Origin of the sequence: Mesorhizobium sp. B3-1-7 (assembly GCF_006439385.1) — a bacterium.
GTDB lineage: Bacteria > Pseudomonadota > Alphaproteobacteria > Rhizobiales > Rhizobiaceae > Mesorhizobium.
Genome location: NZ_VFTL01000006.1, coordinates 47,893 through 66,138 on the forward strand (window position 1 = coordinate 47,893; position 18,246 = coordinate 66,138).

The window sequence follows — 18,246 nt, forward strand, 5'->3', positions numbered from 1 at the left end:
TCGGAACCCGCCATTTTCGGCTCGGCCTGATCTGAATATCAACACGCCTTGATCCAGCACCGCGCACCTGCTTTTAAGTGAAAAACATCCGATGGCAACCGAACGATACAATCCGCGCACCTCAGAGCCCAAATGGCAGAAGGCCTGGGCCGAAAAGAAGCTGTTCGAGGCCCGCAACGACGACCCGAAGCCGAAATATTACGTGCTCGAGATGTTCCCCTATCCGTCGGGCAAGATCCATATCGGCCACACCCGCAACTACACGATGGGCGACGTGGTGGCGCGCTACAAGCGCGCCAAGGGTTTCAACGTGCTGCACCCGATGGGCTGGGATGCGTTCGGCATGCCGGCCGAAAACGCCGCAATGCAGAACAAGGTCCACCCCAAGGACTGGACCTATGAAAACATCGCCGTCATGCGCGAGCAGCTCAAGATGATGGGCCTGTCGCTCGACTGGGCACGCGAGTTCGCGACCTGCGATGTCGACTATTACCACCGTCAGCAGATGCTGTTCCTCGACTTCGTCGAGAAGGGGCTGGTGACGCGCAAATCCTCCAAGGTCAACTGGGATCCGGAGGACATGACGGTGCTCGCCAACGAGCAGGTCATCGACGGCCGCGGCTGGCGCTCGGGCGCGCTGGTCGAGCAGCGCGAGCTGACGCAGTGGTTCTTCAAGATCACCGACTTCGCGCAGGACCTGCTGGACTCGCTCAACGGGCTCGAAGAGTGGCCGGAAAAGGTCAAGCTGATGCAGCACAACTGGATCGGCCGCTCGGAAGGGCTGCTGATCCGGTGGCCGCTGGCGGCGCCGGTCGGCGACACGAACGAACTGGAAGTCTACACGACCCGGCCCGACACCATCTTCGGCGCCTCCTTCATGGCGGTCGCCGCCGACCATCCGCTGGCGAGAAAAGCCGCCGAGACCAATGTCGAGCTGGCCAAGTTCATCGACGAGGTCCGCCACATGGGCACCTCGGTAGCGGCGCTTGAGACGGCCGAGAAGAAGGGCTTCGACACCGGCATTCGCGTCGTCCATCCGTTCGACGAGAACTGGACGCTGCCGGTCTATGTCGCCAATTTCGTGCTGATGGAATACGGCACGGGCGCCATTTTCGGCTGCCCGTCGGGCGACCAGCGCGATCTCGATTTCGCCAACAAATACGGCCTGCCGGTGATCCCGGTGGTGATGCCGGAAGACGCCGACGCAAAGACCTTCCAGATCATCGAGGAGGCCTATGTCGACGACGGCGTGATGATCAATTCGCGCTTCCTCGACGGCATGAAGCCCGAGAGGGCTTTCAACGAAGTCGCGAAGCTGTTGGAAGAAAAGACGATCGGCGGCCGGCCGATGGCGGAGCGCAAGGTGAATTTCCGCCTGCGCGACTGGGGCATCTCGCGCCAGCGCTACTGGGGCTGTCCGATCCCGATGATCCATTGCGAGCATTGCGGCGTCGTGCCGGTGCCGAAGGCCGACCTGCCGGTGAAGCTGCCCGACGACATCGAGTTCGACCGTCCGGGCAATCCGCTCGACCGGCACCCGACCTGGCGGCATGTGAAATGTCCGCAATGCGGACGCGATGCGCGGCGCGAGACCGACACGATGGATACCTTCGTCGATTCGTCCTGGTATTTCGCGCGCTTCACCGCGCCCTGGGCGAACGAGCCGACCGAGCCGAAAGCGGCCGACGAATGGCTAGCGGTCGACCAGTATATCGGCGGCATCGAGCACGCGATCCTGCATCTGCTCTATTCGCGCTTCTTCACCCGCGCCATGCGCGAGACCGGTCACCTCGATCTGGCCGAGCCGTTCAAGGGCCTGTTCACGCAAGGCATGGTCGTGCACGAGACCTACCGCGTCGGCGGCCCGTCCAACAACGGACGCTGGCTGTCGCCAAGCGAGGTCAGGCTCGAGGACGTGGGCGGCAAGCGCCGCGCCGTCGAGATCGCCACCGGCGAGGAGGCGACGGTCGGCGCGCTGGAGAAGATGTCGAAGTCGAAGAAGAACACGGTGAGCCCCGAAGAGATCACCGACGGCTACGGCGCCGACACCGCGCGCTGGTTCATGCTGTCGGACTCGCCGCCGGAGCGCGACGTCGAATGGACCGACGACGGCGCGGCCGGCGCGCACCGCTTCGTGCAGCGCGTCTGGCGCCTGGTGCAGATCGCGGCCGAGCAGCTTGCCAGTGTGAAACCGGCGGCGGCGACGGATGGCGAGGCGGGCGCCGTGTCCAAGGCCGCGCACAAGATCCTGAAGGCGGTCGGCGAGGATATCGAGAAGCTCGGCTTCAATCGGGCGATCGCGCGTATCTACGAGCTGGCCAACGCGCTGGCGACGCCGCTCGCCGACGTTGCCGAGGGCAAGGCCGATGCCGCCCTGAAAGGCGCCTGCCGCGAGGCGGTGGAGATCCTGGTGCACATCGTCGCGCCCGTCATGCCGCATCTGGCGGAAGAGTGCTGGCAGGAGCTCGGCGGCGCCGAGATGGTCGCCGAACGGCCCTGGCCGGTCTACGATCCTGCTCTGGTCGTCGACAACGAGATCGTGCTGCCGGTACAGGTCAACGGCAAGAAGCGGGGGGATTTGACAATTGCGCGCGACGCGGATCAAGGTGCCGTCGAAAAAGCGGTGCTGGCTCTCGACTTCGTGCAAAAAGCACTGGAAGGTAAGGCCCCGCGCAAGGTGATCATCGTGCCGCAGAGAATCGTCAATGTCGTTGCCTGATCCGGTGAAGTCAGAAGCGGCCCGCCTGCGCGGCCGCTTGGCGGTCTGCGGCATGGTCGCCGCGCTCGCGCTGGTCTCGGCCTGCACCGTGCGGCCGCTCTATTCCAACCAGCCGCTATCGCCCGGATCGCGGCTCAGCGCGTCCGCCGAGCTCGGCTCGATCTCGATCAAGCCGGTCAATACCCGCTACGCTCAGCAGGTGCGCAACAATCTGATCTTCGCCTTCGGGCAAGGCTCGGGCGAGCCGGCCTCGCCGGCCTACACGCTCGATCTCGGCGTCACCGAGCTCGTCGAATCGGCGGCCATCGTGCAGGTGCAGACCCAGGAAGACGAGCCGACGGCGGGCACGGTCACGCTGACCGCCAATTACGTGCTGCGGGACACCGCGACCAACACGGTGGTTGCCGTCGGCAAGCGCTCCATCCCGTCGTCCTTCGACCGGCCGCGCCAGGAATTCGCAGCCTACCGCGCGCAGATCGACGCGGAGAACCGCGCCGCGCGCGAATTGGCCGACCTTCTGCGGCTGTCGATCGCGCAGGACCTAGCCAAGCACGGCAAAAGGGCCTAGTTCCTCGCCGGGGATTGGCTGAAGCCTTCCGAACTTCGTCATCCTGGGGCGGAGCAGCCGCGAAGCGGCGTCGCGTAGACCCTAGGATCCATTCCGTTACCTCGGCCCGAACGTGCAGCGGAGCAGAATTTCTGCACCGTTGCGACGCTAGTATGTCACGGAATGGATCCTCGGGTCTGCGCGCGTCGCTTCGCTCCTTGCTCCGCCCGTGGATGACGATCGCGATAGGCGTCCCGGCCAATCGCCAAGGCATGTGACTTGCCAAGGCATAGACACTTTGCCACGAAAAAGGCCGGTTGCCCGGCCTTCTTCGCTACTTTTTGCCTTGCGCAATTCCCAGACGGAAAATCGTTACTTTTCCTGGAACTGTTCCGGCCTCAGCCGATCTTCTGGCCGGTCTTGGCCCAATCGGCGAGGAAGGCGGCGAGGCCCTTGTCGGTCAGCGGGTGATTGACCAACGCCTTCAGCGTCGCCGGCGGCGCGGTGACGATATCGGCGCCGATCAGGGCGGCCTGCTTGACGTGGTTCACCGTGCGCACCGAGGCGGTCAGGATCTCGGTCTTGAAATCGTAATTGTCGTAGATGGTGCGGATTTCCGAGATCAGCTCCATGCCGTCCGAGCCGGTGTCGTCGATGCGGCCGACGAAGGGCGAGATGAAGGAGGCGCCGGCCTTGGCGGCCAGCAACGCCTGGTTGGCCGAGAAGCAGAGCGTCACGTTGACCATGCGGTTCATCTCGGTGCGGATGGTCTTGCAGGCCTTCAGGCCGTCGAGCGTCAGCGGTACCTTGATGGCGATATTCGGCGCGATCTTGGCCAGCACCTTGGCTTCCGCCATCATGTCCTCGTACTCGGTCGCCACGACCTCGGCCGAGACCGGGCCCTCGACGATGTCGCAGATCTGCTTGGTGACGTCGATGATCTTGCCACCCGATTTCAGGATCAGCGACGGGTTGGTGGTGACGCCGTCGAGCAGCCCAAGATCGTTGAGCTCCTTGATTTCCTTGATGTCAGCGGTGTCGACAAAAAATTTCATGGCGGTCTCCTTGGGGATTGCCGGGCGCCAGCCAGGCGGATGCGAGGGTCCCCTTTGATCTAGACCAAAGTCAGGGCAAGGTCACGCCTGATGATGGAAGATTCGCCCTTTGTCGCAGCCGCGCCCGTGCTGGTGCCGATGCCGGCCGAACGGCCCTACACCTATGCCGTGCCGCCGGGCATGCGCGTGGTGCCGGGCTCGATCGTGCGCGTGCCGCTCGGGCCGCGCCAAGTCGCGGGCATCGTCTGGGATGGCGCCGTCGAAACCGTCGATGCGAAGAAACTGCGGCCGATCGAGGAGGTGTTCGACTGCCCGCCGATCGATGGGGCGATGCGCCGCTTCGTCGACTGGATCGCGCAATACACGCTGTCGGCTCCCGGCATGGTGGCGCGCATGCTGCTCAGGGCCCCCGAGGCTTTCGACCCGGAGCAGTGGATCGAAGGGCTGCAGCGCACGCTGGCCGAACCGGACCGGTTGACGGATGCGCGCCGGCGCGTGCTGGAGACGGCCGAAGGCGGCCTGGCCTGGACGCGCTCCGGGCTGGCGCATGCCGCGGGCGTGTCCTCGACCGTCATCGACGGGTTGCGGGCACAGGGCGTGTTCGAGACGGTGATGATCCCGCCGCGTCCGGTGGTGGCGGCGCCTGACACCAGCCATGCCGTGCCGGAGCTGATGCCGGACCAAAATGTTGCGGCGGAGAAGCTGCGCGCGGCAATCGCGGCCGATACTTTCAATGTCACCCTTCTCGACGGCGTCACGGGATCGGGCAAGACGGAAGTCTATTTCGAGGCGGTGGCGGCTGCGCTCGACAAGGGCAGGCAGGTGCTGATCCTTTTGCCGGAAATCGCGCTGACGCATGCCTTCCTCGAACGTTTCCAGGACCGGTTCGGCGCCAAGCCGGCGGAGTGGCACTCCGACCTGCCGCCCCGGATGCGCGAACGCGTCTGGCGGCAGGTTGCGGAGGGCGGCGTGCGCGTCGTCGCCGGGGCGCGCTCGTCGCTGTTCCTGCCGTTCAAGGAACTCGGCCTGGTCGTCGTCGACGAGGAGCACGATCCCGCCTACAAGCAGGAGGACCGCGTCTTCTACAATGCGCGCGACATGGCGGTGGTGCGCGGCCATATCGGTGCTTTCCCGGTCGTGCTCGCCTCGGCGACGCCGTCGGTGGAAAGCCGGGTCAACGCCGGCCAGGGCCGCTACGGCCGGGCGGTGCTGTCGTCGCGCTTCGCCGAGGCGGCGCTCCCCGACCTGAAGTCGATCGACATGCGGCGCTCGCCGCCGGCGCGCGGTGGTTTCCTGTCGCCGGTCTTGCTGGAGCAGATGCAGCGCACGCTGGAGAGGAAGGAGCAGTCGCTGCTCTTCCTCAACCGGCGCGGCTATGCGCCGCTGACGCTCTGCCGGGTCTGCGGCCATCGCTTCGGCTGCCCGGTCTGCTCGGCGTGGCTCGTCGAGCACCGGTTTCGCGGCCAGCTCGTCTGCCATCATTGCGGCCATAATGAGCGGCGGCCGGAGGCCTGCCCGGAATGCGGCACGCTCGACCATCTGGTGGCCTGCGGCCCCGGCGTCGAGCGCATCGCCGAGGAGGTGGTGGCGCATTTCCCCGAAGCCCGCACCATTGTGCTTTCGTCCGACCTTCTGGGCGGCGTGCGCCGTCTGCGGCTCGAACTCGAGGCCGTCGCCAATGGCGAGGCCGACATCGTCATCGGCACGCAACTCGTCGCCAAGGGTCACAATTTCCCCGGCATGACGCTGGTCGGGGTGGTCGACGCCGATCTCGGGCTCGCCAATGGCGATCCGCGCGCCGCCGAGCGCACTTTCCAGCTGCTCAGCCAGGTGACGGGGCGCGCCGGCCGCACCGGCAAGAAGAGCCTTGGCCTCTTACAGACCTACCAGCCGGACCATCCGGTGATGCGGGCGATCGTCTCCGGCGATTCGGAAGCTTTTTACGAGCGCGAGATCGCCGAGCGCGAACGGGCGGCGCTGCCGCCCTTCGGACGGCTCGCCGGCATCATCGTCAGCGCCGCGACACGGGGCGAGGCGGAAAGCCATGCGCGGGGGTTAAGGCGCGCGGCGCCGCAGGCTTCCGACCTCTTCGTGCTCGGGCCGGCCGAAGCGCCGTTGTCGCTGATCGGCGGGCGTCACCGTTTCCGCCTGCTGATTCAGGGCGAGCGGCGCGCCGACATGCAAGGCTTCATCCGCGCCATGCTGGCCGAGGGGCCGAAGCCGCGCGGCTCGGTCAGGGTGCAGGTCGACATCGACCCGCAGAGCTTTTTGTAAGAATGGGGTGACTAATCGTCGCTCGGCGGGTCTTGCAGTATATTCCAACACCAAACACCAAGCGCCTCAAAATGCCTGATGTTTGCAGTTATCACGGTGAGCTCGTTGGTTGCCGCCGTGGCCGCGATCAATATGTCTGCTAGACCGGGATTCTTCCCTTGTGCAGAGGCTGCCTCCTCCATTTGACCCGCCCTTCGCGCTATATCGGCATTGACCTCTAGAATCTGATCAGCGAAGTCTTCAATGGTTTCATTGAGCCAGGCAGTGAGACCCTCGGCGCGTTTTGTGGCCCCGGCGCGGGCCATCTTGCATATGCCTTTCTCGATTTCAGTGATCGCTATAACCGGTATGAAGAGTGCCTGCTTTGCACCTTGGGTCACGATCCAGGTGGCGACGTCTTTTGCAAGCGGCGGCCTTCCAGGCGCGAATGCCGATAAGATGGGAGTATCCACAAGATAGCCGCTCAAAGGTCGATATCCCGCGACGGCGACTCATTCCTTTCAAACTCGATTCCTCCCGGATAGGTCAGAAGGAATTCCCCGAAATTTCGACGCTCGACCGGATAAAGCTTTTGCAAGTCTTCGACCGAAACGATGGCGGCTGCTGGCTTACCATGCTTTGTGATGATGGTGGGCTCGCCGCCCTCCGCGGCCTCGACGAGCGCCGAGAACCCTGCCTTGGCTTCCCGAACTTGCATTGTTTTCACAGCAACCTCCTTGTGGTCTCATGTAGTCATAATATAGGAATTGCTGAGGAAAGGACAGCGCGATCATGAAAACCCTCGGCCTCATCGGTGGCATGAGCTGGGAATCGACCGCGATCTATTACCGCCTGCTCAACGAGATCGTGCGTGAGCGGCTCGGCTGCCTGCACTCGGCGAAGCTGCTCCTGTGGTCGTTCGATTTCGCCGAGATCGCCGAACGGCAGCATGCCGGCGACTGGGAAGGCGCAGGCGCTCTTCTGGTGGAAGCCGCGCGCAGGCTGGAGGCGGGCGGTGCCGAGGGCCTGCTGATCTGCACCAACACCATGCACAAGCTCGCCGACGCGGTGCAGGCGGCCATATCGATCCCGCTTATCCATATCGCCGACGCCACGGCGCATGCCGTCGTCGATGCCGGCGTGAAGCGGCCGGCGCTGCTCGCGACGCGCTTCACCATGGAGCAGAATTTCTACAAGGGTCGGCTTGCCGACAAATACGGCCTCCAGCCGGTGGTGCCGGACCAGGCCGGCCGCGACATGGTTCACCAGGTGATCTATGACGAGCTTTGCCAGGGCGTTGTCAAAGGCGAATCGAAATCCGCCTATCTCGACGAAGTCGGCCGGATGCGGCACGCCGACGACGTGGACGGCGTCATCATGGGCTGCACCGAGATCACCATGTTGATCGGCCAGGGCGATTTCGACGTTCCGGTGTTCGATACGACGCGGATCCATGCCGAGGCCGCAGTCGATTTCGCGCTCGCTTGATGCGCTGTACCTAATGTGCCCGCCATCCTCTGGCGCGGTTTCATTCCCTCGCTAGAATGCCTGTGTTTCAGAACAAGAAATACGAGGGGGATTTATGGACTTCGCGTTTCCGTGGCCCGCGAGCCAGGGTGAATGGCTGGCCTGGTCGAGCGCCGTCGTGACCCTGGCCCTCGGCCTGTTCCTGTTCCTGGCGCCGGGGCTTGCCTTTCGCGCGCTGCGCCTGCAGCCAAGGCCGGAGAAAGCGGCGGCGATCGCCGAAGGACGCGGCCGCATGTCGGGCTTCTATCTCGGCGTCAGCCTGTGCTGCATCCTCCTGGCGCAGCCGCTGCTTTACATGGCGCTGGGCTTCTCCTGGCTGTTCACCGCCTTCGGCCGGCTTCTGTCGATGATGTCGGACGGCGCCAACACCCCTTTCAACTGGGTTTCGATCGTGGTTGAATTGGCATTGGCGGCGCTGCCGCTGGCCTTTGCCTTCGGCTTCGTTCCGTGAATTCGACGCTTGAGCTTGGCCTTCGCCGCCTGATGCGACAAAAGTGCCTGAAAACCATGCCGGACGATGCATTGCGGTCTTAAAAAGCCTGTGCTAGACGGCAATCGACTTTCGACCGGGGATAGCGGAAGCCGCGCCTCCGTGCTTGGAAAAATGCAGTAAGGTCAAAGATTTAGCCAGAGTTTTCGCTCGCGCCAACAATCTGCGGCCTGTCAGACAAGAGAAAAGACGGTCCGTGGCCCAATCGTCATCGCCAATCTCAGCTGTCGCCGAACGCTATGCAGGCTCGCTGTTCGAGCTCGCGCTGCAGGACAATTCCGTCGCCAAGGTCGAGGCCGACCTCGGCGGCTTCGAGGCAATGCTCAATGACAGCGACGATCTCTCGCGGCTGATCAACAGCCCGGTGTTTTCCAGCGAGGACCAGGCAAAGGCCATCGCCGCCATCGCCGACAAGGCCAAGATCACCGGCCTGGTCGGCAATTTCCTGCGCGTCGTGGCCAAGAACCGCCGCCTGTTCGCGGTGCCCGGCATGATCAAGGCGTTCCGCCAGATCGCGGCCGACCATCGCGGCGAGGCGTCCGCCGAGGTCACCTCGGCGCATGCGCTGACGACCGCGCAGCAGGATGAACTCAAGGCGACGCTGAAGGGCATCGCCGGCAAGGACGTGGCCATCGCCATGACCGTCGATCCGTCGCTGCTCGGCGGGCTGATCGTCAAGATGGGCTCGCGCCAGATCGATACGTCGCTCAAAACCAAACTCAATTCGCTCAAGCTTGCACTGAAAGAGGTCGGCTGATGGACATCCGCGCTGCGGAAATTTCCGCAATTCTGAAAGACCAGATCAAGAATTTCGGCAAGGAGGCCGAGGTCTCCGAAGTCGGTCAGGTTCTGTCCGTCGGTGACGGCATCGCCCGCGTCTACGGCCTCGACAACGTCCAGGCCGGCGAGATGGTCGAGTTCCCGGGCGGCATCCGCGGCATGGCGCTTAACCTCGAAGCCGACAATGTCGGCGTCGTCATCTTCGGTGCCGACCGCGACATCAAGGAAGGCGACACCGTCAAACGCACCGGCGCCATCGTCGACGCGCCTGTCGGCATGGGCCTGCTCGGCCGCGTCGTCGACGCACTTGGCAATCCGATCGACGGCAAGGGCCCGATCAAGGCAACCGAACGCAAGCGTGTCGACGTCAAGGCGCCCGGCATCATCCCGCGCAAGTCGGTGCATGAGCCGATGTCGACCGGCCTCAAGGCCATCGACGCGCTGATCCCGGTCGGCCGCGGTCAGCGCGAGCTGGTCATCGGCGACCGCCAGACCGGCAAGACCGCCATCATCCTCGACACGATGCTGAACCAGAAGTCGGTGCACGACAACGGCCCCGAAAAGGAAAAGCTCTACTGCGTCTACGTCGCCGTCGGCCAGAAGCGCTCGACCGTCGCGCAGTTCGTCAAGGTGCTGGAAGAGCGCGGCGCGCTCGAATATTCGATCATCGTCGCCGCCACCGCGTCCGATCCGGCGCCGATGCAGTTCCTGGCGCCGTTCACCGCCTGCACCATGGGCGAATATTTCCGCGACAACGGCATGCATGCGCTGATCAGCTATGACGATCTGTCGAAGCAGGCCGTCGCCTACCGCCAGATGTCGCTCCTGCTGCGCCGCCCGCCGGGCCGCGAAGCCTATCCGGGCGACGTCTTCTACCTGCATTCGCGCCTGCTCGAGCGCGCCGCCAAGCTCAATGACGACAACGGCAACGGTTCGCTGACGGCGCTGCCGATCATCGAGACGCAGGCCAACGACGTGTCGGCCTATATCCCGACCAACGTGATCTCGATCACCGACGGCCAGATCTTCCTCGAGACCAACCTGTTCTTCCAGGGCATCCGCCCGGCGGTGAACGTCGGCCTGTCGGTGTCGCGCGTCGGCTCCTCGGCGCAGATCAAGGCGATGAAGCAGGTCGCCGGCTCCATCAAGGGCGAGCTCGCGCAGTATCGCGAAATGGCAGCCTTCGCGCAGTTCGGCTCCGACCTCGACGCGGCAACGCAGCGTCTGCTGAACCGCGGTTCGCGCTTGACCGAGCTGCTCAAGCAGCCGCAATTCTCGCCGCTCAAGGTCGAGGAACAGGTCGCGGTGATCTTCGCCGGCGTCAACGGCTATCTCGACAAGCTGCCGCTGAATCAGGTCGGCAAGTTCGAACACGGCCTGCTCAGCCACATGCGCTCGGCCGGCAAGGATGTGCTCGACGCTATCCGCAAGGAGAAGGCGCTGTCGGACGATTTGCGCGCCAAGCTCAAGGCCGAGATCGACGCCTTCGCCAAGACCTTCGCCTAACAACAAGCCGGACGCACGGGATCAGGTTTGAAGCATGCCTTCATTAAAAGACCTTCGTAACCGTATCGCCTCGGTCAAGGCGACGCAGAAGATCACCAAGGCGATGCAGATGGTCGCCGCGGCGAAGCTGCGTCGCGCGCAGGAAGCGGCGGAAGCGGCGCGCCCCTATTCCGAGCGCATGGGCGCGGTTCTGGCCAACATCACCCAGGCAATCGGCGGCGGCGGCGATGCCCCGGCGTTGATGACGGGCACCGGCAGGGACGATGTGCATCTGCTCATCGTCTGCACGGCCGAGCGCGGCCTGTGCGGCGGCTTCAACTCGCAGATCGCGCGCCTCGCCCGCGACCACATCCGCCGGCTTCTCGCCGACGGCAAGCAGGTGAAGATCATCTGCGTCGGCAAGAAGGGTTTCGACATCCTGCGCCGCGACTACGCTTCGATGATCCTCGAACGCGTCGACCTGCGCGAGGTCAAGACGCTCGGCTTCGTCAATGCCGATGCGATCGCGCGCAAGATCATCCACCTCTTCAACGAGGGCGGCTTCGACATCTGCACGCTGTTCTATTCGCAGTTCAAATCGGTGATCAGCCAGATCCCGACGGCGCAGCAGATCATCCCGGCGGCACAGGCTTCGGCCGTCGCCGAAACGGGCAACGGCGCCACCGCTGTCTACGAATACGAGCCGGAGCCGGGCGAGATCCTCTCCGACCTCATCCCGCGCAACATCGCCGTGCAGATATTCCGCGCGCTTCTGGAAAACGCGGCCGGCGAGATGGGCGCCAAGATGAGCGCGATGGACAATGCGACGCGCAACGCCGGCGACATGATCAACAGACTGTCGATCACCTACAACCGCCAGCGGCAGGCGCAGATCACCAAGGAACTGATCGAGATCATTTCGGGCGCCGAGGCGCTCTAATCGCGCGCCGCGCGGGACACCCGGCGGACGGCGTGAACAACGGATAGACGAAAAGGGCAAAGACGATGGCGAAAGCAGCTACCCCGAAGACCGCCGCCAAGGCGGCAGAGGCCCCCAAAGCGGCGACGAAGGCCGCTCCGGCCAAGAAGGCGGCCGCTCCGGCCAAGGCAGCAGCCCCCGCCAAGGCGGCAGCGACCGCCAACGCGCCGGCCTTTGCGGCCAAGCGCGTCGGCGCCGCCGGCAAGGTCCGCCAGGTCATCGGCGCCGTCGTCGACGTGCAGTTCGAAGATCACCTGCCGGCCATTCTGAACGCGCTTGAAACCGACAATGTCGGCAACCGCCTGGTGCTTGAGGTCGCCCAGCATCTCGGCGAGAACACAGTGCGCTGCATCGCCATGGACTCGACCGAAGGCCTCGTCCGCGGCCAGGACGTCTTCGACACCGGCGCGCCGATCTCGGTCCCGGTCGGCCCGGGCATGCTCGGCCGCATCATCAACGTCATCGGCGAGCCGGTCGACGAGGAAGGCCCGGTCGACGGCGTCGAATTGCGCTCCATCCATCAGCCGGCTCCGGCCTATGTCGACCAGTCGACGGAGGCGCAGATCCTGGTCACCGGCATCAAGGTTCTCGACCTCTTGGCGCCTTACGCCCGCGGCGGCAAGATCGGCCTGTTCGGCGGCGCCGGCGTCGGCAAGACCGTGCTGATCCAGGAGCTGATCAACAACGTCGCCAAGGCGCATGGCGGCTTCTCGGTGTTCGCCGGCGTCGGAGAGCGCACCCGCGAAGGCAACGATCTCTATCACGAGTTCATCGAATCGGGCGTCAACAAGAAGGGCGGCGGCCAGGGCTCGAAGGCAGCACTCGTCTACGGCCAGATGAACGAGCCGCCGGGCGCGCGCGCCCGCGTCGGCCTGACCGGCCTCACCGTCGCCGAATATTTCCGCGACCAGGGCCAGGACGTGCTGTTCTTCGTCGACAACATCTTCCGCTTCACCCAGGCTGGCTCGGAAGTGTCGGCGCTGCTCGGCCGTATTCCTTCCGCCGTGGGTTACCAGCCGACGCTGGCCACCGACATGGGCGCGCTGCAGGAACGCATCACGACGACGACCAAGGGCTCGATCACCTCGGTGCAGGCCATCTACGTTCCGGCTGACGACTTGACCGACCCGGCGCCGGCCACCTCCTTCGCCCACTTGGACGCCACCACCGTGCTGAACCGCGCGATCTCGGAAAAGGGCATCTATCCGGCCGTCGATCCGCTGGATTCCACCTCGCGCATGCTCGACCCGATGGTCGTCGGCGAGGAGCACTACCAGGTCGCCCGCCAGGTGCAGTCGATCCTGCAGCGCTACAAGTCGCTGCAGGACATCATCGCCATCCTCGGCATGGACGAGCTGTCGGAAGAGGACAAGCAGACCGTGGCCCGCGCCCGCAAGATCGAGCGCTTCCTGTCGCAGCCCTTCTTCGTCGCCGAAGTGTTCACCGGTTCGCCGGGCAAGCTGGTCGACCTCGCCGACACCATCAAGGGCTTCAAGGGCCTCTGCGCCGGCGACTACGATCACCTGCCGGAAGCCGCCTTCTACATGGTCGGCGGCATCGATGAGGCGGTCGAGAAGGCACAGCGCCTCGCGGCTGAAGCGGCATAAAAAAGCGAATAGGGAGTAGTGAGTAGCGAGTAGAGAATAGCGGTGTGATCCGGGCGGTTGCGTCCCTTCACTACTGACTACTCACTATTCCCTACCTGCTAAGTTTTACATGGCTGAAGCTTTCAAGTTCGAACTGGTCTCGCCGGAGCGGCTGCTCGTTTCCGAGCAGGTGGAGTCCGTGGTCATTCCGGGCGCCGAAGGCGAGATGACCGTGATGGCGCAGCACGCGCCGGTCATGACCACGATCAAGCCTGGCGTCGTCACGATAAAGACCGCGGGCGGCAAGGAAGAGCGCTTCGTCGTGTTCGGCGGTTTCGCCGACATCCTGCCTTCCGGCTGCACGCTTCTTGCCGAATCGGCGACGCATGTGAACGACATCGATCGCGCCGATCTGGCTCGCCGCATCCAGGAGGCCAAGGAAGACGCGGCCGACGCCAAGGACGACGAGAGCCGCAGCAAGGCGGAGCAGTTCCTCAGCCAGCTCACCACGCTGGAAGGCGCTCTGCTGCCGGCCTGATTTCGGCTGCCGATAAGCGATTGGGAAAGCGGGGCCTGCCCCGCTTTTTTGTTGCCCGTTTTTCGTTTGCGAAACAGTCCCGAATGCGAACGGGGTCGACTATGCCCGCGCTGCAGGTAATGGGTAGGCCGGCAAACAAGTGTGAAGCCGTCCCGGCTCACCGTCCAGCCAATACCGGGCACAAACGCTATCCGGCCGTTCCACTCTCGTTGCCGATGCCGAGCGCGGCGAGAGCCAGCTTCGGGTTGCCGTGCTTGAAATGGACGAGATGCGTGGCGACAAATTCGATCAATTTCCGCCGTTCCAGATGACCCTTGGCAAAGCCGGCGAGATCGAACACCGCCGCCGTCATCTCCGCCGTCGGCGGATTGCGGCCGAACAGGTCGCCGAGGGCGGCATCGAGCGGATCGGTGAAATGGCTTTCCGGCAACGTCTTGCCGCGCGCGGCGCATGCGGCGATCCAGGCGGCGACAACCAGCGATAGATGTTCCGGCAGCAAGCCAGCCTCCAGCCGGGCGAGGGCGGAGGCGACGATGCGCTGCGGCAGCTTCTGGCTGCCGTCATTGGCGATCTGCGCGGTGCGGTGGGCGAGTGCCGTGTTGGAAAAGCGCGCGGCGAGCTCGGCCGTGTAGGCGCTTGTGTCGAGCCCGGCATCCTGCGGCAGCGTTGGGATGGCCTCCTGCCATAGCGCATCGACGAATTGCCGGATCGACGGATCGGCAAAGGCGCGATCGACGGTGGCGTGGCCGCTGAGCAGGCCGAGATAGGCGATGCCCGAATGCGCGCCGTTGAGCAGCCTCAGCTTCATGTCCTCGAAGGGGCCGACGTCCTCGACCATGGCGACGCCGAATTTCTCCCAGGCCGGCCGTCCGGCGGGAAAGCGGTCCTCGATCACCCATTGGCGGAACGGCTCGGTCATCACCGGCCACGCATCATCGATGCCGAGTTCGCCGGCGATACGGGCGCGATCGGTATCCGTCGTCGCCGGCACGATGCGGTCGACCATGGAAGACGGGAAGGCCACTTCGTCGGCGACATGGCCCGCTAACAGCTGGTCGCCAGAGCCTGTTTGGGCGTCGCGCAATTTCGCGAACTCGATCAACAGCCGATGCAGGGTGGCGCCGTTGGCCGGCAGGTTGTCGCAGCACAGCACAGTGAAAGGGGACGTGCCGGCGGCGCGTCGGCGCGCAAGCGATTCGGCGAGAAATCCATGCGCCGTCTTCGGCGATCCGGGGTTGGCGAGGTCGTGGACAATATCGGGATGCGCGCTGTCGAGCGTGCCGTCGGCCGCCCTGAGATAGGCCTTTTCGGTGATGGTGAGCGTGACGATGCGGATGCGCGGATCGGTCAGCGCGGCGAGCACCGCGCCAGGATCCTCCGGAGCGACGAGCAAGGACTGGATCGAGCCGATCACCTGCAGCCGTTCGCCGGCGCTGTCCCTGATGGCCAGCGTGTAGAGCCCGTCCTGCGGCTTGAGCGCATCGCGCGTGTCGGGACTGCGCAGCGAGACGCCGACGATGCCCCAATCGCTCTCGCCGTCCGCCAGGCAGGCATCGACATAGGCGGCCTGGTGGGCACGGTGAAAGGCGCCGACGCCAAGATGGACGATGCCGGACGCGACAGACTTGCGGTCGTAGCGAGGCACCAGAACTTCGGGCGGCAGCTCCGCAAAGGTGGCGTTGGACAGGCGGCCGCTCATGGAAGCCAGTCTCCGATCGGAAAACGACGGCAGCGACGTAACACCCGCTGTCACCATACACAATGGCCGCGTTCCTTTGGAAAGTCATCATACAACTACATAATATTTGTATGTTGACATTATCTCTGACCGATCTACCAATAGCGAAGCCTGGGAGGAGCCGCGTGGCCGCATTGACCGATCCGGACCTGCTTTTCGCGCCGGAAACGCGATCATTGGCGCGCGACCTTTACGCGGGTGTGAAGGACCTGCCGATCGTCAGTCCGCACGGCCACACCGACCCGCGCTGGTACGCGCTCAACGAACCGTTTCCCGATCCGGCGCAGCTCTTGATCGTGCCGGACCATTACATTTTCCGCATGCTGTTCAGCCAAGGCGTGCGGCTGGAGGAACTCGGCGTGCCGATGCTCGACGGTTCGCCGGTCGAGACCGACGGCCGGGCGATCTGGCGGCGCTTCGCCGAACATTACTACCTCTTCCGCGGCACGCCGACACGGCTCTGGCTCGACCATGTGTTCGAACATCTGTTCGGCATCGAGGAGCCGCTCACCGCGACCAGCGCCGACCGCATCTACGATACGATAGCCACGCTGCTGCAGCGCGACGACTATCGGCCGCGCGCGCTGTTCGAACGCTTCAACATCGAGGTGATCGCGACGACCGAAGGCGCGCTCGACGATCTCAAATGGCACCGGACGATCCGCGACAGCGGCTGGAACGGCCGTGTCGTCACCGCCTATCGGCCGGACGCCGTGGTCGATCCCGATTTCGAAGGGTTTGCTTCCAATCTCGATCGCCTCGGCGAGATCACCGGATGCAACACCGGAAGGTGGTCCGGCTATCTCGATGCGCATCGAAAGCGCCGTGCCTATTTCAAGGAATTCGGCGCGACCTCGTCCGATCACGGCCATCCGACGGCCGAGACCGCCAATCTTTCCGACGCGGCGGCCGAAGATCTGTTCAACCGCATCCGGAGCGGCTCCGAGGATGAGCGCGAGCGAAAACTGTTCCGAGCCCAGATGCTGACCGAGATGGCCAAGATGAGCCGCGACGACGCCCTGGCGATGCAGATCCATCCTGGATCATGGCGCAATCATTCGCCTTCTGTCTTCCAGAGATTCGGCCGCGACAAGGGCTTCGATATCCCGACCCGGACCGATTATGTGACGGCGCTGAAGCCGCTGCTCGACTGCGTCGGGCTGGAGCGCGACCTCACAATCATCCTGTTCACGCTCGACGAGACGAGCTATGCGCGCGAGCTTGCGCCGCTCGCCGGCGTCTATCCGGCGCTCAAGCTCGGGCCGGCCTGGTGGTTCCACGACAGCCCGGAAGGCATGCGCCGCTTCCGCGAGATGACCACCGAGACGGCCGGCTTCTACAACACCGTCGGCTTCAACGACGACACGCGCGCCTTTCCGTCGATCCCGGCGCGCCACGACGTCGCGCGGCGTGTCGACTGCGCCTTTCTGGCGCGGCTGGTCGCAGAGCATCGCCTTCGGGAGGAGGAGGCGCATGAGCTGGCGCAGGAGCTTGCCTACTCGCTTGCCAAGAAAGCGTACCGGCTCTGAGCCAGGGCATCCGTGATTTTTGAAGGGAGGAAAGAACATGTTGCGTATTTCGAGATTGCTGGCGGCGACATTCGCCATCGGGTCCTTGATGATCGGCACCGCGCGGGCCGAAACCGTCCTGCGCTCTTCGGACACCCATCCGGACGGCTATCCGACAGTCGAGGCGGTCAAATATATGGGCGAGCTGATCAAGCAGCGCACCAACGGGCGCTATTCGATCGAGGTCTATCATTCGGCGCAACTCGGCGAGGAAAAGGACACGATCGAGCAGACCCAAGCCGGCGTCGTCGACCTCGATCGCGTCTCCATGGGGCCGTTCAACGGCATTGTGCCGGAAACCGCCGTGCCGTCGTTGCCCTACATCTTCCGCTCGGTCGAGCATATGCGCCATGTCATGGACGGGCCGATCGGCGACGAGATCCTGAAGGCCTTCGAAGCGCATGACCTTGTCGGACTCGCTTTCTACGATTCAGGTGCGCGCTCCTTCTACAACACGAAGAAGGATGTCACCTCGATGGCCGACATGAAGGGCATGAAGTTCCGCGTCATCCAGTCGGACGTCTTTGTCGACATGGTGAACGCGCTTGGCGCCAACGCTACGCCGATGGCCTATGGCGAGGTCTATTCGGCGTTGCAGACCGGCGTCATCGACGGCGCCGAGAACAACTGGCCGAGCTTCGAATCCGCCAAGCACTACGAGGTCGCCAAGCACTACACGCTGGATCAGCACCAGATCGTGCCGGAGGTGCTGGTGATGTCGAAGGCAAGCTGGGACAAGCTCGCGCCGGAAGACCAGGCGATCGTGCGCCAGGCGGCCAAGGACAGCGTCGTCAAGATGCGCGAGCTGTGGGACGCGCAGGAAAAGAAGTCGCGCGACATCGTCGAGAAGGCCGGCGTCAAGATCAGCGAGATCGACAAGCAGCCGCTGATCGACGCGATGAAACCGGTCTACGACAAATATCTGTCGACGCCCGAGCTCAAGGACCTCGCCGCCCGTATCCAGGCGACGAAATGACCGGG

At 64.3% G+C, this 18,246-nt stretch carries 16 protein-coding genes; 12 read left to right on the plus strand and 4 right to left on the minus strand.

The genetic code is table 11. From position 1 onward, the window contains the following. Window positions 1-91: 91 nt before the first annotated feature. Together leuS and lptE are read left to right on the plus strand one after the other, a co-directional pair. Complete coding sequence (gene leuS / locus FJ417_RS06675) at window positions 92-2,719, plus strand: leucine--tRNA ligase (protein WP_140782922.1); 2,628 nt, start codon at window positions 92-94, stop codon at window positions 2,717-2,719. Next, window positions 2,706-3,287: an LPS assembly lipoprotein LptE gene (lptE, locus tag FJ417_RS06680; protein ID WP_140782923.1), complete on the plus strand. Its 582-nt coding sequence runs from the start codon at window positions 2,706-2,708 to the stop codon at window positions 3,285-3,287. The genes leuS and lptE overlap by 14 nt, the downstream gene beginning before the upstream one ends. A 377-nt stretch (window positions 3,288-3,664) precedes the next feature. On the opposite strand, the gene fsa is transcribed toward lptE, so the two are convergent. Then, window positions 3,665-4,321 (minus strand): fructose-6-phosphate aldolase, encoded by a 657-nt coding sequence (gene fsa / locus FJ417_RS06685; protein ID WP_140646469.1) that lies wholly within the window; start codon window positions 4,319-4,321, stop codon window positions 3,665-3,667. A 90-nt stretch (window positions 4,322-4,411) separates the two neighbouring features. Between fsa and FJ417_RS06690 the strand changes: the two genes are divergently transcribed. Next, entirely contained in the window at window positions 4,412-6,595 is a 2,184-nt protein-coding gene (locus FJ417_RS06690; RefSeq protein WP_140782924.1) for a primosomal protein N', read from the plus strand. A gap of 11 nt (window positions 6,596-6,606) precedes the next feature. Here the strand turns inward: FJ417_RS06690 and FJ417_RS06695 are convergent, their stop codons facing one another. Beyond that, on the minus strand, window positions 6,607-7,062 hold the full coding sequence (locus FJ417_RS06695; RefSeq protein WP_140782925.1) for a type II toxin-antitoxin system VapC family toxin: 456 nt from the start codon (window positions 7,060-7,062) through the stop codon (window positions 6,607-6,609). After that, the gene (locus FJ417_RS06700) at window positions 7,059-7,301 is read right to left on the minus strand and encodes a type II toxin-antitoxin system Phd/YefM family antitoxin (RefSeq protein ID WP_140646473.1); all 243 of its coding nucleotides are present in this window, start codon (window positions 7,299-7,301) and stop codon (window positions 7,059-7,061) included. The genes FJ417_RS06695 and FJ417_RS06700 overlap by 4 nt, the downstream gene beginning before the upstream one ends. A 65-nt stretch (window positions 7,302-7,366) precedes the next feature. Here FJ417_RS06700 and FJ417_RS06705 point away from each other — a divergent pair, with 65 nt between their 5' ends. The 7 genes from FJ417_RS06705 to FJ417_RS06735 all read left to right on the plus strand — a co-directional run bounded on the left by FJ417_RS06705 (window position 7,367) and on the right by FJ417_RS06735 (window position 13,959). Then, on the plus strand, window positions 7,367-8,062 hold the full coding sequence (locus FJ417_RS06705) for an aspartate/glutamate racemase family protein (protein ID WP_140782926.1): 696 nt from the start codon (window positions 7,367-7,369) through the stop codon (window positions 8,060-8,062). A gap of 94 nt (window positions 8,063-8,156) precedes the next feature. After that, on the plus strand, window positions 8,157-8,552 hold the full coding sequence (locus FJ417_RS06710) for a DUF4345 family protein (RefSeq protein WP_140546140.1): 396 nt from the start codon (window positions 8,157-8,159) through the stop codon (window positions 8,550-8,552). Between the two features lie 235 nt (window positions 8,553-8,787). After that, window positions 8,788-9,348, plus strand: a complete 561-nt coding sequence (locus tag FJ417_RS06715; protein WP_140658980.1) for a F0F1 ATP synthase subunit delta — start codon at window positions 8,788-8,790, stop codon at window positions 9,346-9,348. Then, entirely contained in the window at window positions 9,348-10,877 is a 1,530-nt protein-coding gene (gene atpA, locus FJ417_RS06720; RefSeq protein ID WP_140646477.1) for a F0F1 ATP synthase subunit alpha, read from the plus strand. The genes FJ417_RS06715 and atpA overlap by 1 nt, the downstream gene beginning before the upstream one ends. 34 nt (window positions 10,878-10,911) lie before the next feature. Continuing rightward, window positions 10,912-11,796 (plus strand): F0F1 ATP synthase subunit gamma, encoded by an 885-nt coding sequence (locus FJ417_RS06725; RefSeq protein WP_140704404.1) that lies wholly within the window; start codon window positions 10,912-10,914, stop codon window positions 11,794-11,796. A gap of 65 nt (window positions 11,797-11,861) precedes the next feature. Beyond that, window positions 11,862-13,442: a F0F1 ATP synthase subunit beta gene (gene atpD, locus FJ417_RS06730; protein ID WP_140658982.1), complete on the plus strand. Its 1,581-nt coding sequence runs from the start codon at window positions 11,862-11,864 to the stop codon at window positions 13,440-13,442. A 109-nt stretch (window positions 13,443-13,551) separates the two neighbouring features. Beyond that, on the plus strand, window positions 13,552-13,959 hold the full coding sequence (locus FJ417_RS06735) for a F0F1 ATP synthase subunit epsilon (RefSeq protein ID WP_095769727.1): 408 nt from the start codon (window positions 13,552-13,554) through the stop codon (window positions 13,957-13,959). Window positions 13,960-14,146: 187 nt separating this feature from the next. Here the strand turns inward: FJ417_RS06735 and FJ417_RS06740 are convergent, their stop codons facing one another. Next, on the minus strand, window positions 14,147-15,658 hold the full coding sequence (locus tag FJ417_RS06740; protein ID WP_140782927.1) for a mannitol dehydrogenase family protein: 1,512 nt from the start codon (window positions 15,656-15,658) through the stop codon (window positions 14,147-14,149). Between the two features lie 164 nt (window positions 15,659-15,822). On the opposite strand from FJ417_RS06740, the gene uxaC reads away from it, so the two are divergent. Together uxaC and FJ417_RS06750 are read left to right on the plus strand one after the other, a co-directional pair. After that, window positions 15,823-17,226, plus strand: a complete 1,404-nt coding sequence (gene uxaC / locus FJ417_RS06745) for a glucuronate isomerase (protein WP_140782928.1) — start codon at window positions 15,823-15,825, stop codon at window positions 17,224-17,226. Between the two features lie 37 nt (window positions 17,227-17,263). Then, complete coding sequence (locus FJ417_RS06750) at window positions 17,264-18,241, plus strand: TRAP transporter substrate-binding protein (protein ID WP_140782929.1); 978 nt, start codon at window positions 17,264-17,266, stop codon at window positions 18,239-18,241. Window positions 18,242-18,246: the final 5 nt, after the last annotated feature.